The organism is Bordetella bronchialis (assembly GCF_001676705.1).
Classification (GTDB): domain Bacteria; phylum Pseudomonadota; class Gammaproteobacteria; order Burkholderiales; family Burkholderiaceae_B; genus Bordetella_C; species Bordetella_C bronchialis.
Map to the genome: position 1 here is coordinate 3,759,547 of NZ_CP016170.1, position 14,353 is coordinate 3,773,899.

The window sequence follows — 14,353 nt, forward strand, 5'->3', positions numbered from 1 at the left end:
GTCCGGTTCACGCATCAGGAGGCTGACATGGCAACACGATATAACCCCGACGCCGAGCTCACCGGCGGCCTGCCCGGTCACGGCAATCGCGCCCTGGGGCCCAGCGACTCATCCGATTCGGCCAGCGATGTCGGCCCGGGCGCCCCCGACGTCGATACCGATGCCACGGGCACGGGCGAGCGGGCCGACGTCGAAGGCGAACCCGATGGTCCCGTCGCGGAGGACGTCACGATAGACCGCATCGTGGGGGAGGACGAGGCCGGCTTGGCCCACACCCGCCCCGACCCCACGCGCAACGGCGGCTGATCGCCTACTTGCCGGGCCGCCCGGCCGCTTCCGGCTTGGCCCCGGCTTCCCCATTGACCTTGGGGAAGTGGCCGGCCGCCGCGTACTCCTCCAGGCGGTTGTACAGGGTCTTCAGGCTGATGCCCAGGATCTCCGCGGCGTGTTTCTTGACGCCGCCGCATTGTTCCAGGGTGGCGAAGATCAGGCGCCGGTCGGCGTCCGCCAGCGGCACGCCGACGGGAACCGTGATCTGCGAACCGGTGGCGGTCTTTTCCGGCGACATCTGCAGCGGCACGATGCCGGCGCGGATTTCATTGTCGTCGGCCAGGATGAACGCCCGGTGGACGTAGTTCTTGAGCTCGCGCACGTTGCCCGGCCAGCTATGGTTGCGCAGGCTTTCCAGCGTGTCCACGGCGAACTTCTTGTCCGCGCCGCGCTCCTTGTTGAGCATGTCCAGATAGCGCTGGGCGATCAGGATCACGTCGTCCCCCCGTTCCCGCAAGGGCGGCAGCTCCACGGGAAAGACATTCAGCCGGTGGTACAGATCCTCGCGCAGTTTGCCTTCGGCGACGGCTTCCTCGGGATTGCGGTTGGTCGCGGCGACGACGCGCACGTCGCTGGCGATTTCCCGGTTGGTCCCCACGCGCATGAACAGGCCTGTTTCCAGGACGCGCAGCAGCTTGACCTGGAGATCGATGGGCATTTCCGTGATCTCGTCCAGGAACAGCGTGCCGCCGGCCGCCCGTTCGAAATAGCCCTTGTGCTGGCGATCCGCACCCGTGAAGCTGCCGCGTTCGTGGCCGAACATTTCGCTTTCGATCAGGTTGGGCGAAATGGCGCCGCAGTTGACCGGCAGGAACGGCCCCTTGCGCCGGCCGCTGAGCTCATGGATGGCCTGGGCCGCCAATTCCTTGCCCGTACCGCTGTCTCCCATCAGGAAGACCGTGGCCTCGGTGGGCGCCACCTTGGCGATCTGGCGATACAGCTGCTTCATGGGCTGGGACCGCCCCAGCATTTTGCCGAAGCGGTCTTCGTCCTCGAAGGGCCCGCCCCAGGGGGACAAATCGGCATTTCGCGGCATGCGGCCCAGCACCATTTTCAGGCGCTGGATATTCACCGGCTTGAGCAAATAATCGATCGCCCCCAGGCGCAGGGCATCCACAGCGCTTTCCACGCTGGCGTGACCGGTAATAAAGACGACGTCGACGTTCGGTGAACTCAGGGCCTGGAAAATGTCCAGGCCGCTTCCATCCGGCAATTGCAGGTCGGACAGCACCAGGTCCGGCGATTGACGCAGGATCTGGATCTTTGCCTCGCGCAGATCGCTGGCCTGGGCAACGGTAAACCCTTCGTCCTTGACGATCTCAGCCAGCGCGGTCCGCACCGGAGATTCGTCATCGACGATCAAAACATGTGGCATGCGCAGTTCCGTGAAGTTCGCGGTTTTAAGGGTTTGGGAAAAAGCCTGGGGCACGGCCGCCCCGCTCGGCTTTATTCTAGCCTCCGCCGGCGGCCACCCGCATCGCGTTTAAGACGGAGGCCGGTGCATAATGGGGTCCATTCGCGGCAGCGAAGCTTATCCTGCCGCCTTTTCGGCAGACGTAATCAATTCGTACAGTTAGCTAAGATTTTCATCTACTTTCAAGTGCTTGCAATGGCGCCAAGTCTGGATAAGTACGATCATTGAATATGCAGCACAACCATACAACGGGCGCGCGCTCGCGGCGTCCCGCAGCCAAACGAGCAATCAAGGAAATGGGAATACCCAACGCTAGCGCGGGCAGCCGCGCCGGGGGACGCGCCGATCCGAACGCGTTTCCGGACCCCATGTCCATGGGGAAGTGCGACGCCATGCGCCGATTGGCGGAACAGATCGACAAAGTAGCCGGCACGGAAGCCAGCGTCCTGATCGTGGGCGAGAGCGGCACCGGCAAGGAACTGGTCGCCCGCGCCATCCATGGCGGCAGCGAGCGGGCGGACCAGCCTTTCGTCCCCGTCAATTGCGGCGCCATCCCGGCCACCTTGATCGAGGCCGAGCTGTTCGGCCACGAAAAGGGCAGCTTTACCGGCGCCATCGCGCAGAACATCGGCTATTTCGAACATGCCAGCGGCGGCACCCTATTCCTGGACGAGGTCACGGAGATGCCGCTGGACATGCAGGTGCAGCTGCTGCGCGTGCTGGAGACGGGCACCTTCCACCGCGTAGGTGGCCTGCAGCCCGTGCGCGTCAACGTGCGTATCGTCGCGGCCACGAACCGCGATCCCTATGCCGCCGTCAACGAAGGCCGCTTCCGGGAAGACCTGCTCTATCGCCTGGCTGTCGTGCCGTTACGGGTACCGCCCCTGCGCGAACGCATGGAGGACGTGCCTTACCTGGCGCAGCGCTTCCTGGACAGCTTCAACGCGGCCGAGAACACGAACAAGGTTTTCTCCAAGCGGGCAATGGAGACGCTTACCGCCTACGACTGGCCCGGCAACGTGCGTGAGTTGAAAAACGCCATCCACCGCGCCTATATCCTGGCCGACAATGTGGTGGAAATCGCCGGACCGGCGCTGTCCCGCCGGCAACCCAAGGCCCAGGTGGCACAGGGCACGCTGAAAATGTCGGTGGGCACGTCCCTGCTGCAGGCGCAGCGTGAACTCATCCTGGCCACCCTGGCCCACCACCAGGGCGACAAGCGGCAGACCGCCCGTACGCTGGGCATCAGCCTGAAGACGCTGTACAACCGCCTGGGCACCTACGATAGCTCGGTGTCCACGCACACCGGCTAGCCCTCAGGGCCGGTAGGGCGGCTGGCCGTAGTATTCATGGATCGCCGCCGCCCAATCGGGATCGGCCATGCGCGGCCAATTGTCCTTGTCGAACCCGGCGGCATTGCGCAGGCGTTCCAGGTCGATATCCAGCAGGAAGCACTTCCGGTCGGTATCCAGCGTCAGGGCGCCCCAAGGCACCGCGAACAGCTTGTCTCCTATGCCCATGACGCCACCGCGCGCCAGCACGGCATAGGCGATACGGCCCGCGGCCACATCGATCATGATGTCCTGCAAGGTGCCCAGTTTTTCGCCTGACAGGTTCAACACGTCGTTCCCTTCCAGGGTGGCGGCCGCCATGATTTCCGGGCCGGGGCCCGTACCGGATTTTTTCGCCGACCCCACGATGCGTGTCTCGGCTGGCGAGCCGGCGGCGGCGACGCGCGGCGCCGAGCCGGTGTCAAGACCATCGTCCATATCGTTCTCCGCGGTGCGCAACTGCCCGGCCCGTCCGCTGAACTTATTACATGACGTGGTAATTCCGTCTGGGCCGGACTGGCACGAGTAGACCCGCATCGGCGCGGGCCACTCCATGCCAGCATGCCGCGTGCCTTGGAAACCCAATAAATACGCGGGGTTGCGCAACTCTCCGAAAAAATCCGTGGCCGCAAAAAAATTGGCATGTCCTTTGCTTATCGGTTTCTTGAATGGGATGGACGTTTTCATCCCGGCAGTCAAACGGAGACAGCAATTGGCACATCAAGCCACGTACGAACTCAGGGCGCGTCAGCAGACCAGCCTGACGCCGCGGCTCCAGCAATCGGTGAAACTGCTGCAGATGTCCGCGCTGGAATTCACCCGGGAAATCGAGCAAGCGCTCGCCACCAACCCCTTCCTGGAGGAAGGCGAGGACGATGCCGCGCCGGCGGATGCCGCGACATCGGCCGCCCCGTCCCCGGAAGTCACCCTGACCGACAACTTGGGCGTTGCTTCCGACATGCAAGCGCCGGCCATCACCGAGGCGCCGCCGGAGGTCGTGGTCGAACTGCCCGAATTGCCGGATATCCAATCGGAATACTCCGGCGACTACCCCGCCGCCCGCGCCTCGGGCGACGCGGATAGCGACGTGGGCCAATGGGCCCGCAGCACGGAGGATCTGCGCGACCGCCTTTCCAGCGAGCTATGCAGCTACCGCCTCGCTCCGCGCGATCGCCTGATGGCCGAGTACATCATCGAGGGCCTGGACGAAGAAGGCTACCTGCGCACGGAGCTGACGGAGCTGGCGGGCGACGGCGTCTTCGATCCGCCGCCGGAGCGCGAGGAATGGGAGGTCGCCCTCAAGCTGGTCCAGCAACTGGACACCCCCGGCCTGGCCGCGCGTAATCTGGCGGAGTGCCTGAAGCTGCAGTTGATGGCGATGGACAAGAACACGCCTTCGCGCGACCTGGCGATACACATCGTCGACAACGAACTCGAACGCCTGGGCAAGCACGATTTTTCCGGCCTGGTGCGCGCCTGCCAGTGCACGGACGACGCCATGCGCGAAGCCTGCGCGCTGATACGCCGGCTCGACCCACGCCCCGGACTGCGCTATGCGCAGGCGGACTCCAGCTACGTCGTTCCCGACGTCATCGTGCAGAAGTTCAATAGCCAGTGGATCGTTACGCCCAACCGCGCGGCCATGCCGCGCGCGCGCCTGCATCGCGCGTACGCGGACCTGTTCCGCAACGCGCGCTACAGCGACCGGTCCCCCATGGCGCAGGAGCTGCAAGAGGCGCGCTGGCTGATCCGCAACGTGGAGCAGCGCTACAGCACCATCCAGCGCGTGGCCGAAGCCATCGTGCTGCGCCAGCAGACGTTCTTCGAATACGGCGAGATCGCGCTGCGCCCGCTGATGCTGCGGGAGATCGCCGACGAGCTGGAGATCCACGAATCCACCGTATCGCGCGCCACCAGCAACAAGTACATGGCGACGCCGCGCGGCATCTTCGAATTCAAGCATTTCTTCTCGCGCGAACTCTATACCGATACGGGTGGAAGCTGCTCCGCGGCGGCGGTACGTGCGTTGATCAAGGAAATGATCGATGGCGAGGATGCGTCCACGCCCCTGTCTGACGTGGACCTGGCGCACCTGCTCGGCCAGCAGGGAGTCGTCGTGGCGCGCCGCACGGTGTCGAAGTATCGCGGCCAGCTCAAGTATCCCCCGGCCGATATGCGCCGCCAGTATTGATCGCGCCTTACGGCGGCATTGAAGGTCCAAGACGAACGGGGCGCCTGAGCGCCCCGTTCGTCTTCTCGCGGATCGCGCGCCGCGCGTGCGGCGCGCCGCGCCTCATCAGCGCTTGCCGGTATCCGTGTACGGCGCGCCGCCGCCTTGCGTGGGCGATACGTTGGTGTTCTTCATATCCGAAGGCAGGCGGGGCTCTTTCTCTTTCCTCAAGTCGCTGCCCGAAGCATCGCGGTTGACCGGCTGAGTGCCCGACGGATGCGACGCATACGGTGCCGGCGCCGCGGTACCGGGCGGGACCTTGTCATTGCGAGGCGGCGTTGCCGTCGTATCGTTGGGCGTGGTCGAAGGCGTGGTCGGCGCGTTCTGCTGCGCCATGGCAGCCCCGGAGCCGCAAGCCGCGGCAAGAACCAACATGGACGTCAGTCGGCTGATCTTCATTCCGATCTCCTTTCGAGTGCAGTTTGGGACCCCACACACAGCAAACCCTATGCCCATCCTGCCCTGCAAGGCGCGCCCGATACTGACAGGTACAAGGCTTGCTGAACCTTTCCCAGGCCCATCGGGGCCCAGCCTCAGATAGATAATGGAGCAGCCTATGAACATCCTTAAGCTTTCCCTGACCGCGGTCGCGCTGAGCGTTCCGGCCGTGACGTTCACGGCGTACGCGCAAACGCAAGCACCGATGACGAACAAGGAAATCGATGCGCAATACCGCGCCGATGAGAAAAAATGCGATGGCCTGAAGGGCGACCAGAAAGACGTGTGCCAGAAGGAAGCCAAGGCCACGCGCGATGCCGCCAAGGCCGACGCCAAGCAGGCCAAGGAGCAGGCCGAGTCGCGCCATGAAGCCACCAAGGAGAAACGCGAATCGGCCTACGATGTCGCCAAGGCGAAGTGCGACACGCTGTCCGGCAACGCCAAGGACGCCTGCATGGCCGACGCGAAGACGCGCTACGGCAAGTAGCATCCCATCCACGTCGAAAAGCGGCCGGCCCATAGGGCCGGCCGTTTTTTTACTGCCGCTGCCTGGCGCCTGACGGCACGGCGACGGGCGAGCACGGTGCGTGTGCTGCGCTATAGCCAGCGCTCGAACATCCGGGCGATGGTCTCCATGACCCGGTCGCGCACGCCGCGGTCGCCCCATTCCTGCGCGTCGACCTGCTGCGCGTGGGCGACGTCCTCGTCGAACAGGGCCTCCATCTGCTTGCCGAAACGAGGCCCCAGGATCACGGCATTCAATTCATAGTTCAAGGCAAAGCTGCGCCAGTCCATATTGCTCGATCCCACGGTCGACCAGACGCCGTCTATCACCGCGGTCTTCGCGTGCAACAGCGCGTCGCGGCGTTCGTAGATCTTCACGCCCGCCTCCAGCAGTTCGGTGTAATAGGAACGGCCCGCATGAAATACGAGCGATGAATCGCTGAATCCGGGCAGCACCAGCACCACGTCGACTTTGCGTCGCGCGGCATCGGCCAGAGCTTGCACGAAGGCGGGGTCGGGAACGAAATAGGCCATGGTGATATGGATGGAACGCTGCGCGCTCTGTATGGCCGACATAAGCGTCAGGTACAGCGTATAGCCATCGCGATCGCCGGGCCGGTTCGCGATGATGCGCACCAGCAGGTCTCCATCGGCCTTTGCCCGCGGATAGAATTCCCTGGGGTCCAAGGGAGGACTATGCTGGTCCCGCCATCCTTCCTGCATGACTTTTTCAATCTCGGCCACGGCGGGACCTTGCACCCGTATCTGCGTGTCCCGCCAGGGCGCCTCCTTCGGATCGGCCGGCTTTTCGCCGTCCGCGCCACTTCCGCGCAGTATCGATGCCGACGAACCGCCGGACGGCGACGATTCGTAGACACCGCTGATGTTGATCCCGCCCAGGAAGCCGATCTGACCGTCCACCACGAGCAGCTTGCGATGATCGCGATTATTGGGCGACCATCCGCCACGCGCTTGCGCGGGGTTGATGGGATTGAACACCACGACTTGCACGCCCGCGTCGCGCATGCGGTCGAAAAACGCCTTGGGCGTATTCAGCGTGCCGACGCCGTCGACCATCAACGCCACGGACACGCCTTCGCGGCGCTTCGCGATCAAGGCGTCGGCGAAGGTCCGGCCCGCCTCGTCGTCGTCGAAGATATAGCTTTCCATGTGCACGTACTGCCGCGCCCCGCGGATGGCCGCCAGCATGGCGCGGTAGGTACTGGGGCCGTCGGCCAGGAGATCGACGCGATTGCCCGCCGTCATCGGCGACCCGTTGATGGCTTCTTCGACCTGCAGATGGCGTTGCAGGAAGCCGGCGCTGGCGGGATCCACATCGCCCGGCACGGCCAGCGACGGCCTTTTGTCGGCCGGCGTCGCGTCGAGCTTCTTGACGATATCCTGGCTGCGCCGGTAGCTCAGCCAGCCGGAGTCGGTGGCGATGCGTATCTGGCTGCGAGGCATCTCGCCGCTGCGGGTCTCTGGCACCGTGGCGCAGGCGGCAAGGACGCAAAGGAGTACCGCGGACCACCAGGCCCGCCATGGCCGTTTCATCGTTCTTCTTGTTGTCTTTGACAGACTAGGGAGCGGGCGCCCTCCGTTCGCGAGACCGGGGGCAGCCTGCTTCGAAAGGGCTCACTGCCCGTTATTTCTTGCGATCTCCTTCCGTGGCGGAAGAAGGTTCGGCCTGCCGGGAACCGACGCGACGTTCGGCGTCCTCTTTGCGGGGAAAGCCAAAGTCGCGCGTTTCGTATTTGCCCTGGTCGTAGTCGCCCTTGTATCCGCCCTGGTCGCCGGGCTGGTAGCCGCGATCCTGCGCGGCCTTGTCCCAGTCCTGCTGCTTGTCGAGTTCGTGGGAGACGCGCTCGGGGCCTTCCCTGCGTTTTTCCTCGGGCTGCTTGGCGGCGTCGTGCGCCGGATGCGCCGCGGGCTTGTCGTGTTCATCGGTACGTGCGGCTTTCATTACAGTCTCCTGAACATCTCAAACGGGATAGCCGGTATGCAGCGAAGCATCCATGCCTTCGCGGCTGCGCACCAGGTCGGCAAGGATATGCCGGCCGCGCAGGCGCTCCATGCTGCGGCCCCCGGCGTCGCGCAGCAGTTGGGCTCCCTTGGCTTCCTGCCCCGACGGCGTTACCACCGCAACGAAGGCGGCCTCGGTGGGCAAGGCGCCATCGGACGCCTTGCGGCGTTCGAACTCGGTCAGCAGCGTCGCGGTCAGCGAGCCCAGCAATGCGCCCACCGCGGCAAGCAGCACGCTATAGGGATCCGGCACGGACATCACCACCGTCGCGGCCACCCCGACGGCGGCTCCCGCCGCGGCCAAGGCGGCCGTCCGCGCAAGGGCCGCGCGAACCAGGCGGCCGGGCCAGCGTTCGCCCCGGTCGGCCGCGCGGAACACGCACACCGCTTCTTCGCGGAACCCGTCGCCCACCAGGGCGTGAGCCGCGCTGGCCGCATCGGGCAGGGTATTGAATCGGGCGACCACTATTGTCGGCATGATGGCATCCCAGGGGCCGGCTCTACGGCCCTCAGCGTCGATCGTGCCCCGAGGACAGGCATGCGCCCAGGAGCAAGCCCACGAGTGCGGCGATCCCTATCGATTTCCAGGCGTTCTCGTGCACATATTCATCCGTGGCATCGGCCACGTAGCGGTACCGCTCGGCCGCGCTGCTCTCCCATGAGCCGGCCATGCTGCGGGCATTTTCAAGCTGGACCTTCAGCCGCTGGCGCGCGCGCTCGACTTCTTCACCGGTGTAGGATGCCGTCGAACGGAGGAGTTCCTCCGTGCCGGCCATCAACTCGCGCAAGCTGCTGGTGACCCTGTCCTTGCTTGCCAGGAGTTCCGCGCTGTGGGAATTCGAGTTCATGGTCTCTCCTTGAAAAAACCCTTGCGGGTGACAAAGGGGACGGCGTACCGTATGAGCCATTGTCGAGCTTGCCGATGGCCGTTGCCCTTTTCATTCGCAACGAGGGGTAAAGCCCTATTTCAGCCCGACAGTACGCATAGTGCCCCCGCCAGCCGCCGCCGGGAATGTCGATTGCTCAAGCTAGAGCCGGTCCGGCGCCCGCCCCTACAACAAGGATTTCGCATGCGTTCTCCCTCGTATTCGTCGCCCACCCTAGCCGACGCGCCCGCACCGTCCGCGGCACCGCCCGCGACCGGGCGTAGCGGACCCCAGACCGGCGGCAGACCGCCGGGACCGCGCTTCCATCAGCGCCATGTCGAAACGACGGATACGGTAAGAAAAGAGTTGCTGGACGGCCTGGCGAAACCCCAGGCCGAAATAAGCCCGAAGTTCCTTTACGACGAATTGGGCTCCAGCCTTTTCACCGCCATTACACTTTTGGACGAGTACTACCCCACGCGCTGCGAGAACGAGATCTTCTCGCGCCATGCGGCGGAGATCGTCGCGCATGCGGGGCAGATCCAGGCCTTGATCGACCTGGGCGCGGGCGACTGCGCGAAGGCCGAACGGCTGCTGGCGCACGTACGGCCTTCCCAGTATGTTCCCATCGACATTTCCGTGGACTACCTGAAGGCGGCCGTCAAGCGGATCGCCGACCGCTATCCGGAACTGGATATCGTGGCGCTGGGCATGGACTTCTTCAATGACCTGAGCCTTCCGGACGACGTGCTCGCCGCGCGGCGCACGTTCTTCTATCCGGGCTCCAGCATCGGCAACCTGCCGCCGGCGCAGGCCGCCGAACTGCTTTCCAGCATCCGCGGCCAATGCGACGACGGGGCGTTGATCATCGGCGTGGATCTCGTCAAGGACCGGAGCATCCTGGAGCCGGCCTACGACGATGCGGTGGGCGTGACCTCCGCCTTCAATCTGAACATGTTGCGCCACGTCAATTCGATACTGGGCTCCGATTTCGATCTGGCCCAGTGGCAACACGTGGCATGCTTCAACGAAGCCCGCTCGCGCATGGAAATGCATCTGCGCGCGCGTGTCGCCACCACCGTGACATGGCCCGGCGGCCAACGGCGGTTCGAACAAGGCGAGAAAATCCACACCGAGGACTCCTATAAATACCGGCCACATGCCTTCAAGGCCATGCTGGCCCGCGCCGGCTTCGGGCAGATCCGCTATTGGACGGACGCGCGCGAATGGTTCGCGGTGTTCTGTGCCCGAGCCTGAAGAAGAAAACCCGCCCTTTGCCCGCAAGAGCGCCCTATCCTTGCGACGAAACCATGGACACACCCCGATCATCGATCCGTTCCCACCCGGCCACCGATACGCAGGCCAGCCTTCTCGCGGACTACGACGCGGTACGCAGCGCCAGCCTGGCGCTTGCCGCACCGCTCAGCGCGGAAGACTGCCAGGCGCAATCCATGCCCGACGCGAGCCCGGTGAAGTGGCATCTGGCCCATACCACGTGGTTCTTCGAGACCTTCCTGCTGCAGGCCCACCTGCCGGACTACCAGGTCTTCCATCCGCGCTACGGCTATCTGTTCAATTCCTATTACAACGCCATCGGTGAACGTCATCCGCGGCCACAACGGGGGCTGCTCACACGGCCGGCCTTGGACGACATCTACGCATACCGCGCGCATGTCGATGCGGCGATGGCGCGGCTGATTCCGCGCCTGGCCGGCGGCGGCGAAAGCGACCTCGCCGCGCTGGTGCGCCTGGGACTGCATCACGAACAGCAACACCAGGAATTGATACTTACCGACGTCAAGCACCTGTTGTCCTGCAACGCGCTGCGGCCGGCCTATGCCGGCACGCCCCGGCCTCGAGCCATTGGCGCAACGGGTCCACAGGAATGGGAGGACCATCCCGGCGGCATCGTGCAGGTCGGCCACGATGGCCAGGATTTCTGCTTCGACAACGAGACGCCGGCCCATCAGGTGCTGCTGCGGCCGTACCAGATCGCACGGCGCCCTGTCAGCCAGGGGGAATACCTGGCTTTCATGGAGGACGGTGGCTACCGCCGGCCGGAGCTCTGGCTTTCCATGGGCTGGGACGCGGTACGGACCCAGGGATGGGAAGCGCCGCTTTATTGGGAGCGTGTGGACGGCCAGTGGCAGGCATTCACCCTGCATGGCATGGAAGCGATCGATCCAGAGGCGCCCGTCGCGCACATCAGCTACTTCGAAGCGGATGCCTATGCGCGCTGGGCCGGAGCCCGCCTGCCGAAAGAGGCCGAGTGGGAACAGTTGGCGCGCACGCAGGATCCCCTGGACCCGCAGGCCAATCTGGTCGAATCGGGTGCCTTGCATCCCCGTGCCTGCGCCAGCAGCCGTCCCGGACCGCTGCAGATGTATGGCGACGTATGGGAATGGACCGCCAGTCCTTACGAGGCCTATCCGGGCTTTGCGCCGGCGGCTGGCGCGGTGGGCGAGTACAACGGCAAGTTCATGTGCAATCAGTACGTCCTGCGAGGCGGCTCTTGCGCCACGCCCCGCTCCCATATCCGGGCGAGCTATCGCAATTTTTTCCCGCCCGACGCGCGATGGCAGTTTTCCGGCGTACGGCTGGCGCGGGATGTATGAAGCACTCCGGCCACGTTTGGCAAATGCGGAAAGGCCATGCTAGAATCTCGCTCTTTCCTAGGTCTGGCCCGGTTGTTGATCTCGTATCCATCCGGGTCTTGACCGGATTCACGGATTGGGTTCACGGGTTCACGATGGCTGATTCTTGGTCACGTCCCCCAATCGTGTGAAAACGGTCAGGCCAGGATGTTGGCGCATTAGCTCAGCCGGTTAGAGCGACGGAATCATAATCCGCAGGTCCCCTGTTCGAATCAGGGATGCGCCACCAGGAATTCGCAAGCCCCCACCTTCGTGTGGGGGCTTTTCTTTTGTGGCCTGGAACCTTGGCAGATCCAGGCGTAGCACGCCCTTCATTGCGGCGGCAGCCCCCGTGCCCTGCCCTTGGGGCGCGCATACAGGCGCCGATCCAGGCGGTACAAGATGGACACGCAGATGCCGACCAGGCCGCACACTGCGGCGATGCGGATCAGCAGGGCGAGTTCGATCACGGTAAGCGTGTGCGGCAGGTAGCGCTGCACCAGGGCCTTCGGCCCCCACAGGCGCAAACCCTGCGGAACCAGCACGATCAGCACCCATCCGACGGCATCGGCGAAAGCGGCCCACAGGCGAGCCAGATGGTGCCGGCGGAACACGCGCGCGGCGCCAGCCGCCCACGCCGCGCCGGCGATCGCTGCCCAGATCGCGGTACTCAGGGCCGCCCCCAAGGTGCCGCTTGTCATCATTTCTCCGCGCTCCTACGCGATCGACGGGCTTCATTATCGCCGGAGGACGGGGTCAACAAAAAGCCCCGCCGAGGCGGGGCTTTCTGCTCAAGAATTCATGCCGATGTGCTTACATCGGGCGGATCTTGGTGGCTTGGGGACCCTTGGGGCCAGTCGCCACTTCGTACTGCACGCGCTGGTTTTCTTCCAGGGAACGGAAGCCCGAGCCTTGGATTTCAGAGAAATGTGCGAAGAGATCTTTACCGCCCGACTCGGGGGTGATAAAGCCATAACCTTTTTCAGAGTTGAACCACTTGACGACGCCGGTTTCCATACCGATTTTCCTTGCATTTACAATGGGCTAACGCCCGGGACACGAGATTTCAAGCTAGGCCAAGAACAATAGCGGAGACCGGGAAGAACTCTGAACTGTACAAAGATCGCGCCGCTCGAAAATCTCCACGACACTATGAACGGGACGTTCATTTAAGTCAAAAACATTTTCCCCTTGCGGCCCCGCGATATGAAACCAATTGCTACATCGCCGCGCATAAAACGGGAGCTTCTTACCTGACGTTGCACATGAACATTGTGCAGACGGGAACGAATCGGAACTGTTGTGCATTACGCGCGGGGCGCCGGCACCAAAATGCGGATATATTCAACCGAGGGCGGCCAGCCTGCCGCCTTGCATTAGAGAGATGTACACCATGAGCATTATCAGCGCGCGCACCGGGGACCTGGCGTCGGGCATCGCCCTGCGGACTACGCTGGACGGTGAATTCATACGCAGCTACGTCGTCGTCAGCCCGCCCGATCTGAATGTCATCGCCGACATCGTTCCGCGGGAGGAAGTGGAAGCCGGCGGCGAGATCCACGCCACCGCCGTCAGCGACCCCGTCTCCGCGGCCGCGCAGGTGGGCGATGTCCTGGACAATATCAATCCGGGCGACATCGCCGTATTTCTCTGCGCGGATGCCGCAGCGTATGAAGCCGCCCTGCAATTGCTGGGCTACGACCCCGCGCGGCACGACACCGAATTGCATTGATATCGATACAAAGCCGGGCGATACGGTTTTCAAGCCGGTACCTGGTAAACACGAACGCCGGCACGCGGCGCATTTTCGGGCGGCACGTATTGAGGCCGCGCACCGCCTTGTACGGGCGCCAGGCGGAATCCCAGGTCCATGCCCCAGCGGTCCGTTTCGCGTATCCATTGCGTATGGCAGCAAGCGCAGCGGAAGCGGTCCTCGCGATGGTTTTCGCGGCGTTTTTCCGTCGGCCGCACGAAGCCTTCGTGCACCAGATTCTGGTGGGCCTGCAGCCCAGGCGTGGCTAAGGTAATGCTCTGGCAAGGAAGGCACATCATGGCGCTCATTTTTTTCTCCAGTTCGGCAATTAAGCGATAAAACACGACAAAATCGGGGTGCGCCGTCCGACTCGCGGGACAGCCCATAAAAGAATTCAGGTTTCGTCCTGGTATGGCTCGGGCAGCAGCTCTTCCAGGGCGGCGCGGCCGTCCAGAATGGTCTCGCTTACCGACGGGAAACCGATGGGCGACGCAATGCACTGGACCTTGGGCTCGCCCTGCCGCCTGTCCTCGACGAGGATCTTCCAGCTGTATTTGCCCTGCCCATCCGGGTCCACCGTAAGCGTGGCGCCCCAAGCGTTGTAGGTTTTTGCGAAAACTTCCATTGCGTATCGCCCAACGTAGTGTTGCCGGACGTACAGCAAGAGCCGTGCCTGGGCGCGGTGCGGGGCCGCGCCCCGGGGAGACCGCCGCTACCCGGGCTGTAAACATACGGGGACACAACACAGGAGCAGTGCCCGCGCGCGAATCCTGCTGACACAAAGTCTTGAGGAAATGCTACGCCGGCGGGCCCGGAGCGCCGCCTGGTAGGC

The 14,353-nt window shown here is 64.1% G+C and carries 18 protein-coding genes and 1 tRNA gene; 8 read left to right on the forward strand and 11 right to left on the reverse strand.

Features of this window, described 5'->3' with window-relative positions:
* The first annotated feature begins 27 nt into the window (after nucleotides 1-27).
* Nucleotides 28-306, forward strand: coding sequence for a hypothetical protein (locus tag BAU06_RS16565; protein ID WP_066352238.1), 279 nt, complete (start codon nucleotides 28-30; stop codon nucleotides 304-306).
* Nucleotides 307-310: 4 nt separating this feature from the next.
* Here the strand turns inward: BAU06_RS16565 and BAU06_RS16570 are convergent, their stop codons facing one another.
* Nucleotides 311-1,705, reverse strand: a complete 1,395-nt coding sequence (locus BAU06_RS16570; RefSeq protein WP_066352241.1) for a sigma-54-dependent transcriptional regulator — start codon at nucleotides 1,703-1,705, stop codon at nucleotides 311-313.
* A 335-nt stretch (nucleotides 1,706-2,040) separates the two neighbouring features.
* On the opposite strand from BAU06_RS16570, the gene BAU06_RS16575 reads away from it, so the two are divergent.
* Complete coding sequence (locus tag BAU06_RS16575; RefSeq protein ID WP_082993726.1) at nucleotides 2,041-3,057, forward strand: sigma-54 interaction domain-containing protein; 1,017 nt, start codon at nucleotides 2,041-2,043, stop codon at nucleotides 3,055-3,057.
* A gap of 3 nt (nucleotides 3,058-3,060) precedes the next feature.
* Here BAU06_RS16575 and BAU06_RS16580 read toward each other — a convergent pair whose 3' ends face one another.
* Nucleotides 3,061-3,513: a PRC-barrel domain-containing protein gene (locus BAU06_RS16580; protein ID WP_066352247.1), complete on the reverse strand. Its 453-nt coding sequence runs from the start codon at nucleotides 3,511-3,513 to the stop codon at nucleotides 3,061-3,063.
* Nucleotides 3,514-3,787: 274 nt separating this feature from the next.
* Here BAU06_RS16580 and BAU06_RS16585 point away from each other — a divergent pair, with 274 nt between their 5' ends.
* Nucleotides 3,788-5,266 (forward strand): RNA polymerase factor sigma-54, encoded by a 1,479-nt coding sequence (locus BAU06_RS16585; RefSeq protein ID WP_462935901.1) that lies wholly within the window; start codon nucleotides 3,788-3,790, stop codon nucleotides 5,264-5,266.
* A gap of 105 nt (nucleotides 5,267-5,371) precedes the next feature.
* On the opposite strand, the gene BAU06_RS16590 is transcribed toward BAU06_RS16585, so the two are convergent.
* A complete protein-coding gene (locus BAU06_RS16590; protein WP_066352251.1) occupies nucleotides 5,372-5,704 on the reverse strand; it encodes a hypothetical protein in 333 nt (110 codons plus the stop codon).
* Between the two features lie 157 nt (nucleotides 5,705-5,861).
* Here BAU06_RS16590 and BAU06_RS16595 point away from each other — a divergent pair, with 157 nt between their 5' ends.
* Nucleotides 5,862-6,230 carry a hypothetical protein gene (locus BAU06_RS16595; RefSeq protein ID WP_066352254.1) on the forward strand — a complete coding sequence of 123 codons (369 nt, stop codon included), beginning with the start codon at nucleotides 5,862-5,864 and terminating at the stop codon, nucleotides 6,228-6,230.
* A 110-nt stretch (nucleotides 6,231-6,340) separates the two neighbouring features.
* Here the strand turns inward: BAU06_RS16595 and BAU06_RS16600 are convergent, their stop codons facing one another.
* From BAU06_RS16600 to BAU06_RS16615, 4 genes are all read right to left on the reverse strand, one after another.
* The gene (locus BAU06_RS16600) at nucleotides 6,341-7,801 is read right to left on the reverse strand and encodes a phospholipase D-like domain-containing protein (protein WP_066352256.1); all 1,461 of its coding nucleotides are present in this window, start codon (nucleotides 7,799-7,801) and stop codon (nucleotides 6,341-6,343) included.
* Nucleotides 7,802-7,892: 91 nt separating this feature from the next.
* A complete protein-coding gene (locus BAU06_RS16605) occupies nucleotides 7,893-8,210 on the reverse strand; it encodes a hypothetical protein (RefSeq protein WP_066352258.1) in 318 nt (105 codons plus the stop codon).
* A gap of 18 nt (nucleotides 8,211-8,228) precedes the next feature.
* The gene (locus BAU06_RS16610) at nucleotides 8,229-8,747 is read right to left on the reverse strand and encodes a hypothetical protein (protein ID WP_066352261.1); all 519 of its coding nucleotides are present in this window, start codon (nucleotides 8,745-8,747) and stop codon (nucleotides 8,229-8,231) included.
* 31 nt (nucleotides 8,748-8,778) lie between these two features.
* Nucleotides 8,779-9,117 carry an ElaB/YgaM/YqjD family protein gene (locus BAU06_RS16615; RefSeq protein WP_066352263.1) on the reverse strand — a complete coding sequence of 113 codons (339 nt, stop codon included), beginning with the start codon at nucleotides 9,115-9,117 and terminating at the stop codon, nucleotides 8,779-8,781.
* 222 nt (nucleotides 9,118-9,339) lie between these two features.
* Between BAU06_RS16615 and egtD the strand changes: the two genes are divergently transcribed.
* From egtD to BAU06_RS16630, 3 genes are all read left to right on the forward strand, one after another.
* The gene (gene egtD / locus BAU06_RS16620) at nucleotides 9,340-10,392 is read left to right on the forward strand and encodes an L-histidine N(alpha)-methyltransferase (RefSeq protein ID WP_082988283.1); all 1,053 of its coding nucleotides are present in this window, start codon (nucleotides 9,340-9,342) and stop codon (nucleotides 10,390-10,392) included.
* Between the two features lie 53 nt (nucleotides 10,393-10,445).
* Nucleotides 10,446-11,750 carry an ergothioneine biosynthesis protein EgtB gene (gene egtB / locus BAU06_RS16625; RefSeq protein ID WP_066352267.1) on the forward strand — a complete coding sequence of 435 codons (1,305 nt, stop codon included), beginning with the start codon at nucleotides 10,446-10,448 and terminating at the stop codon, nucleotides 11,748-11,750.
* A gap of 191 nt (nucleotides 11,751-11,941) precedes the next feature.
* A tRNA-Met gene (locus tag BAU06_RS16630) sits at nucleotides 11,942-12,018 on the forward strand.
* 82 nt (nucleotides 12,019-12,100) lie between these two features.
* Here BAU06_RS16630 and BAU06_RS16635 read toward each other — a convergent pair.
* Both BAU06_RS16635 and BAU06_RS16640 read right to left on the reverse strand, forming a co-directional pair.
* Nucleotides 12,101-12,472 (reverse strand): hypothetical protein, encoded by a 372-nt coding sequence (locus BAU06_RS16635; protein WP_066352273.1) that lies wholly within the window; start codon nucleotides 12,470-12,472, stop codon nucleotides 12,101-12,103.
* A 109-nt stretch (nucleotides 12,473-12,581) separates the two neighbouring features.
* The gene (locus BAU06_RS16640; RefSeq protein ID WP_066352281.1) at nucleotides 12,582-12,785 is read right to left on the reverse strand and encodes a cold-shock protein; all 204 of its coding nucleotides are present in this window, start codon (nucleotides 12,783-12,785) and stop codon (nucleotides 12,582-12,584) included.
* Between the two features lie 376 nt (nucleotides 12,786-13,161).
* On the opposite strand from BAU06_RS16640, the gene BAU06_RS16645 reads away from it, so the two are divergent.
* Nucleotides 13,162-13,500: a hypothetical protein gene (locus BAU06_RS16645; RefSeq protein WP_066359224.1), complete on the forward strand. Its 339-nt coding sequence runs from the start codon at nucleotides 13,162-13,164 to the stop codon at nucleotides 13,498-13,500.
* A 29-nt stretch (nucleotides 13,501-13,529) separates the two neighbouring features.
* Here the strand turns inward: BAU06_RS16645 and BAU06_RS16650 are convergent, their stop codons facing one another.
* Both BAU06_RS16650 and BAU06_RS16655 read right to left on the reverse strand, forming a co-directional pair.
* Complete coding sequence (locus tag BAU06_RS16650) at nucleotides 13,530-13,829, reverse strand: hypothetical protein (protein ID WP_066352283.1); 300 nt, start codon at nucleotides 13,827-13,829, stop codon at nucleotides 13,530-13,532.
* Between the two features lie 86 nt (nucleotides 13,830-13,915).
* Nucleotides 13,916-14,146: a hypothetical protein gene (locus tag BAU06_RS16655; protein WP_066352285.1), complete on the reverse strand. Its 231-nt coding sequence runs from the start codon at nucleotides 14,144-14,146 to the stop codon at nucleotides 13,916-13,918.
* Nucleotides 14,147-14,353 lie beyond the last annotated feature (207 nt).

Coding starts and splice junctions, on each gene's coding strand:
- BAU06_RS16565 (WP_066352238.1), top strand. CDS start 28: ATGGCAACACGATATAACCCCGACGCCGAGCTCACCGGCGGCCTGCCC.
- BAU06_RS16570 (WP_066352241.1), bottom strand. CDS start 1,705: ATGCCACATGTTTTGATCGTCGATGACGAATCTCCGGTGCGGACCGCG.
- BAU06_RS16575 (WP_082993726.1), top strand. CDS start 2,041: ATGGGAATACCCAACGCTAGCGCGGGCAGCCGCGCCGGGGGACGCGCC.
- BAU06_RS16580 (WP_066352247.1), bottom strand. CDS start 3,513: ATGGACGATGGTCTTGACACCGGCTCGGCGCCGCGCGTCGCCGCCGCC.
- BAU06_RS16590 (WP_066352251.1), bottom strand. CDS start 5,704: ATGAAGATCAGCCGACTGACGTCCATGTTGGTTCTTGCCGCGGCTTGC.
- BAU06_RS16595 (WP_066352254.1), top strand. CDS start 5,862: ATGAACATCCTTAAGCTTTCCCTGACCGCGGTCGCGCTGAGCGTTCCG.
- BAU06_RS16600 (WP_066352256.1), bottom strand. CDS start 7,801: ATGAAACGGCCATGGCGGGCCTGGTGGTCCGCGGTACTCCTTTGCGTC.
- BAU06_RS16605 (WP_066352258.1), bottom strand. CDS start 8,210: ATGAAAGCCGCACGTACCGATGAACACGACAAGCCCGCGGCGCATCCG.
- BAU06_RS16610 (WP_066352261.1), bottom strand. CDS start 8,747: ATGCCGACAATAGTGGTCGCCCGATTCAATACCCTGCCCGATGCGGCC.
- BAU06_RS16615 (WP_066352263.1), bottom strand. CDS start 9,117: ATGAACTCGAATTCCCACAGCGCGGAACTCCTGGCAAGCAAGGACAGG.
- egtD (WP_082988283.1), top strand. CDS start 9,340: ATGCGTTCTCCCTCGTATTCGTCGCCCACCCTAGCCGACGCGCCCGCA.
- egtB (WP_066352267.1), top strand. CDS start 10,446: ATGGACACACCCCGATCATCGATCCGTTCCCACCCGGCCACCGATACG.
- BAU06_RS16635 (WP_066352273.1), bottom strand. CDS start 12,472: ATGATGACAAGCGGCACCTTGGGGGCGGCCCTGAGTACCGCGATCTGG.
- BAU06_RS16640 (WP_066352281.1), bottom strand. CDS start 12,785: ATGGAAACCGGCGTCGTCAAGTGGTTCAACTCTGAAAAAGGTTATGGC.
- BAU06_RS16645 (WP_066359224.1), top strand. CDS start 13,162: ATGAGCATTATCAGCGCGCGCACCGGGGACCTGGCGTCGGGCATCGCC.
- BAU06_RS16650 (WP_066352283.1), bottom strand. CDS start 13,829: ATGAGCGCCATGATGTGCCTTCCTTGCCAGAGCATTACCTTAGCCACG.
- BAU06_RS16655 (WP_066352285.1), bottom strand. CDS start 14,146: ATGGAAGTTTTCGCAAAAACCTACAACGCTTGGGGCGCCACGCTTACG.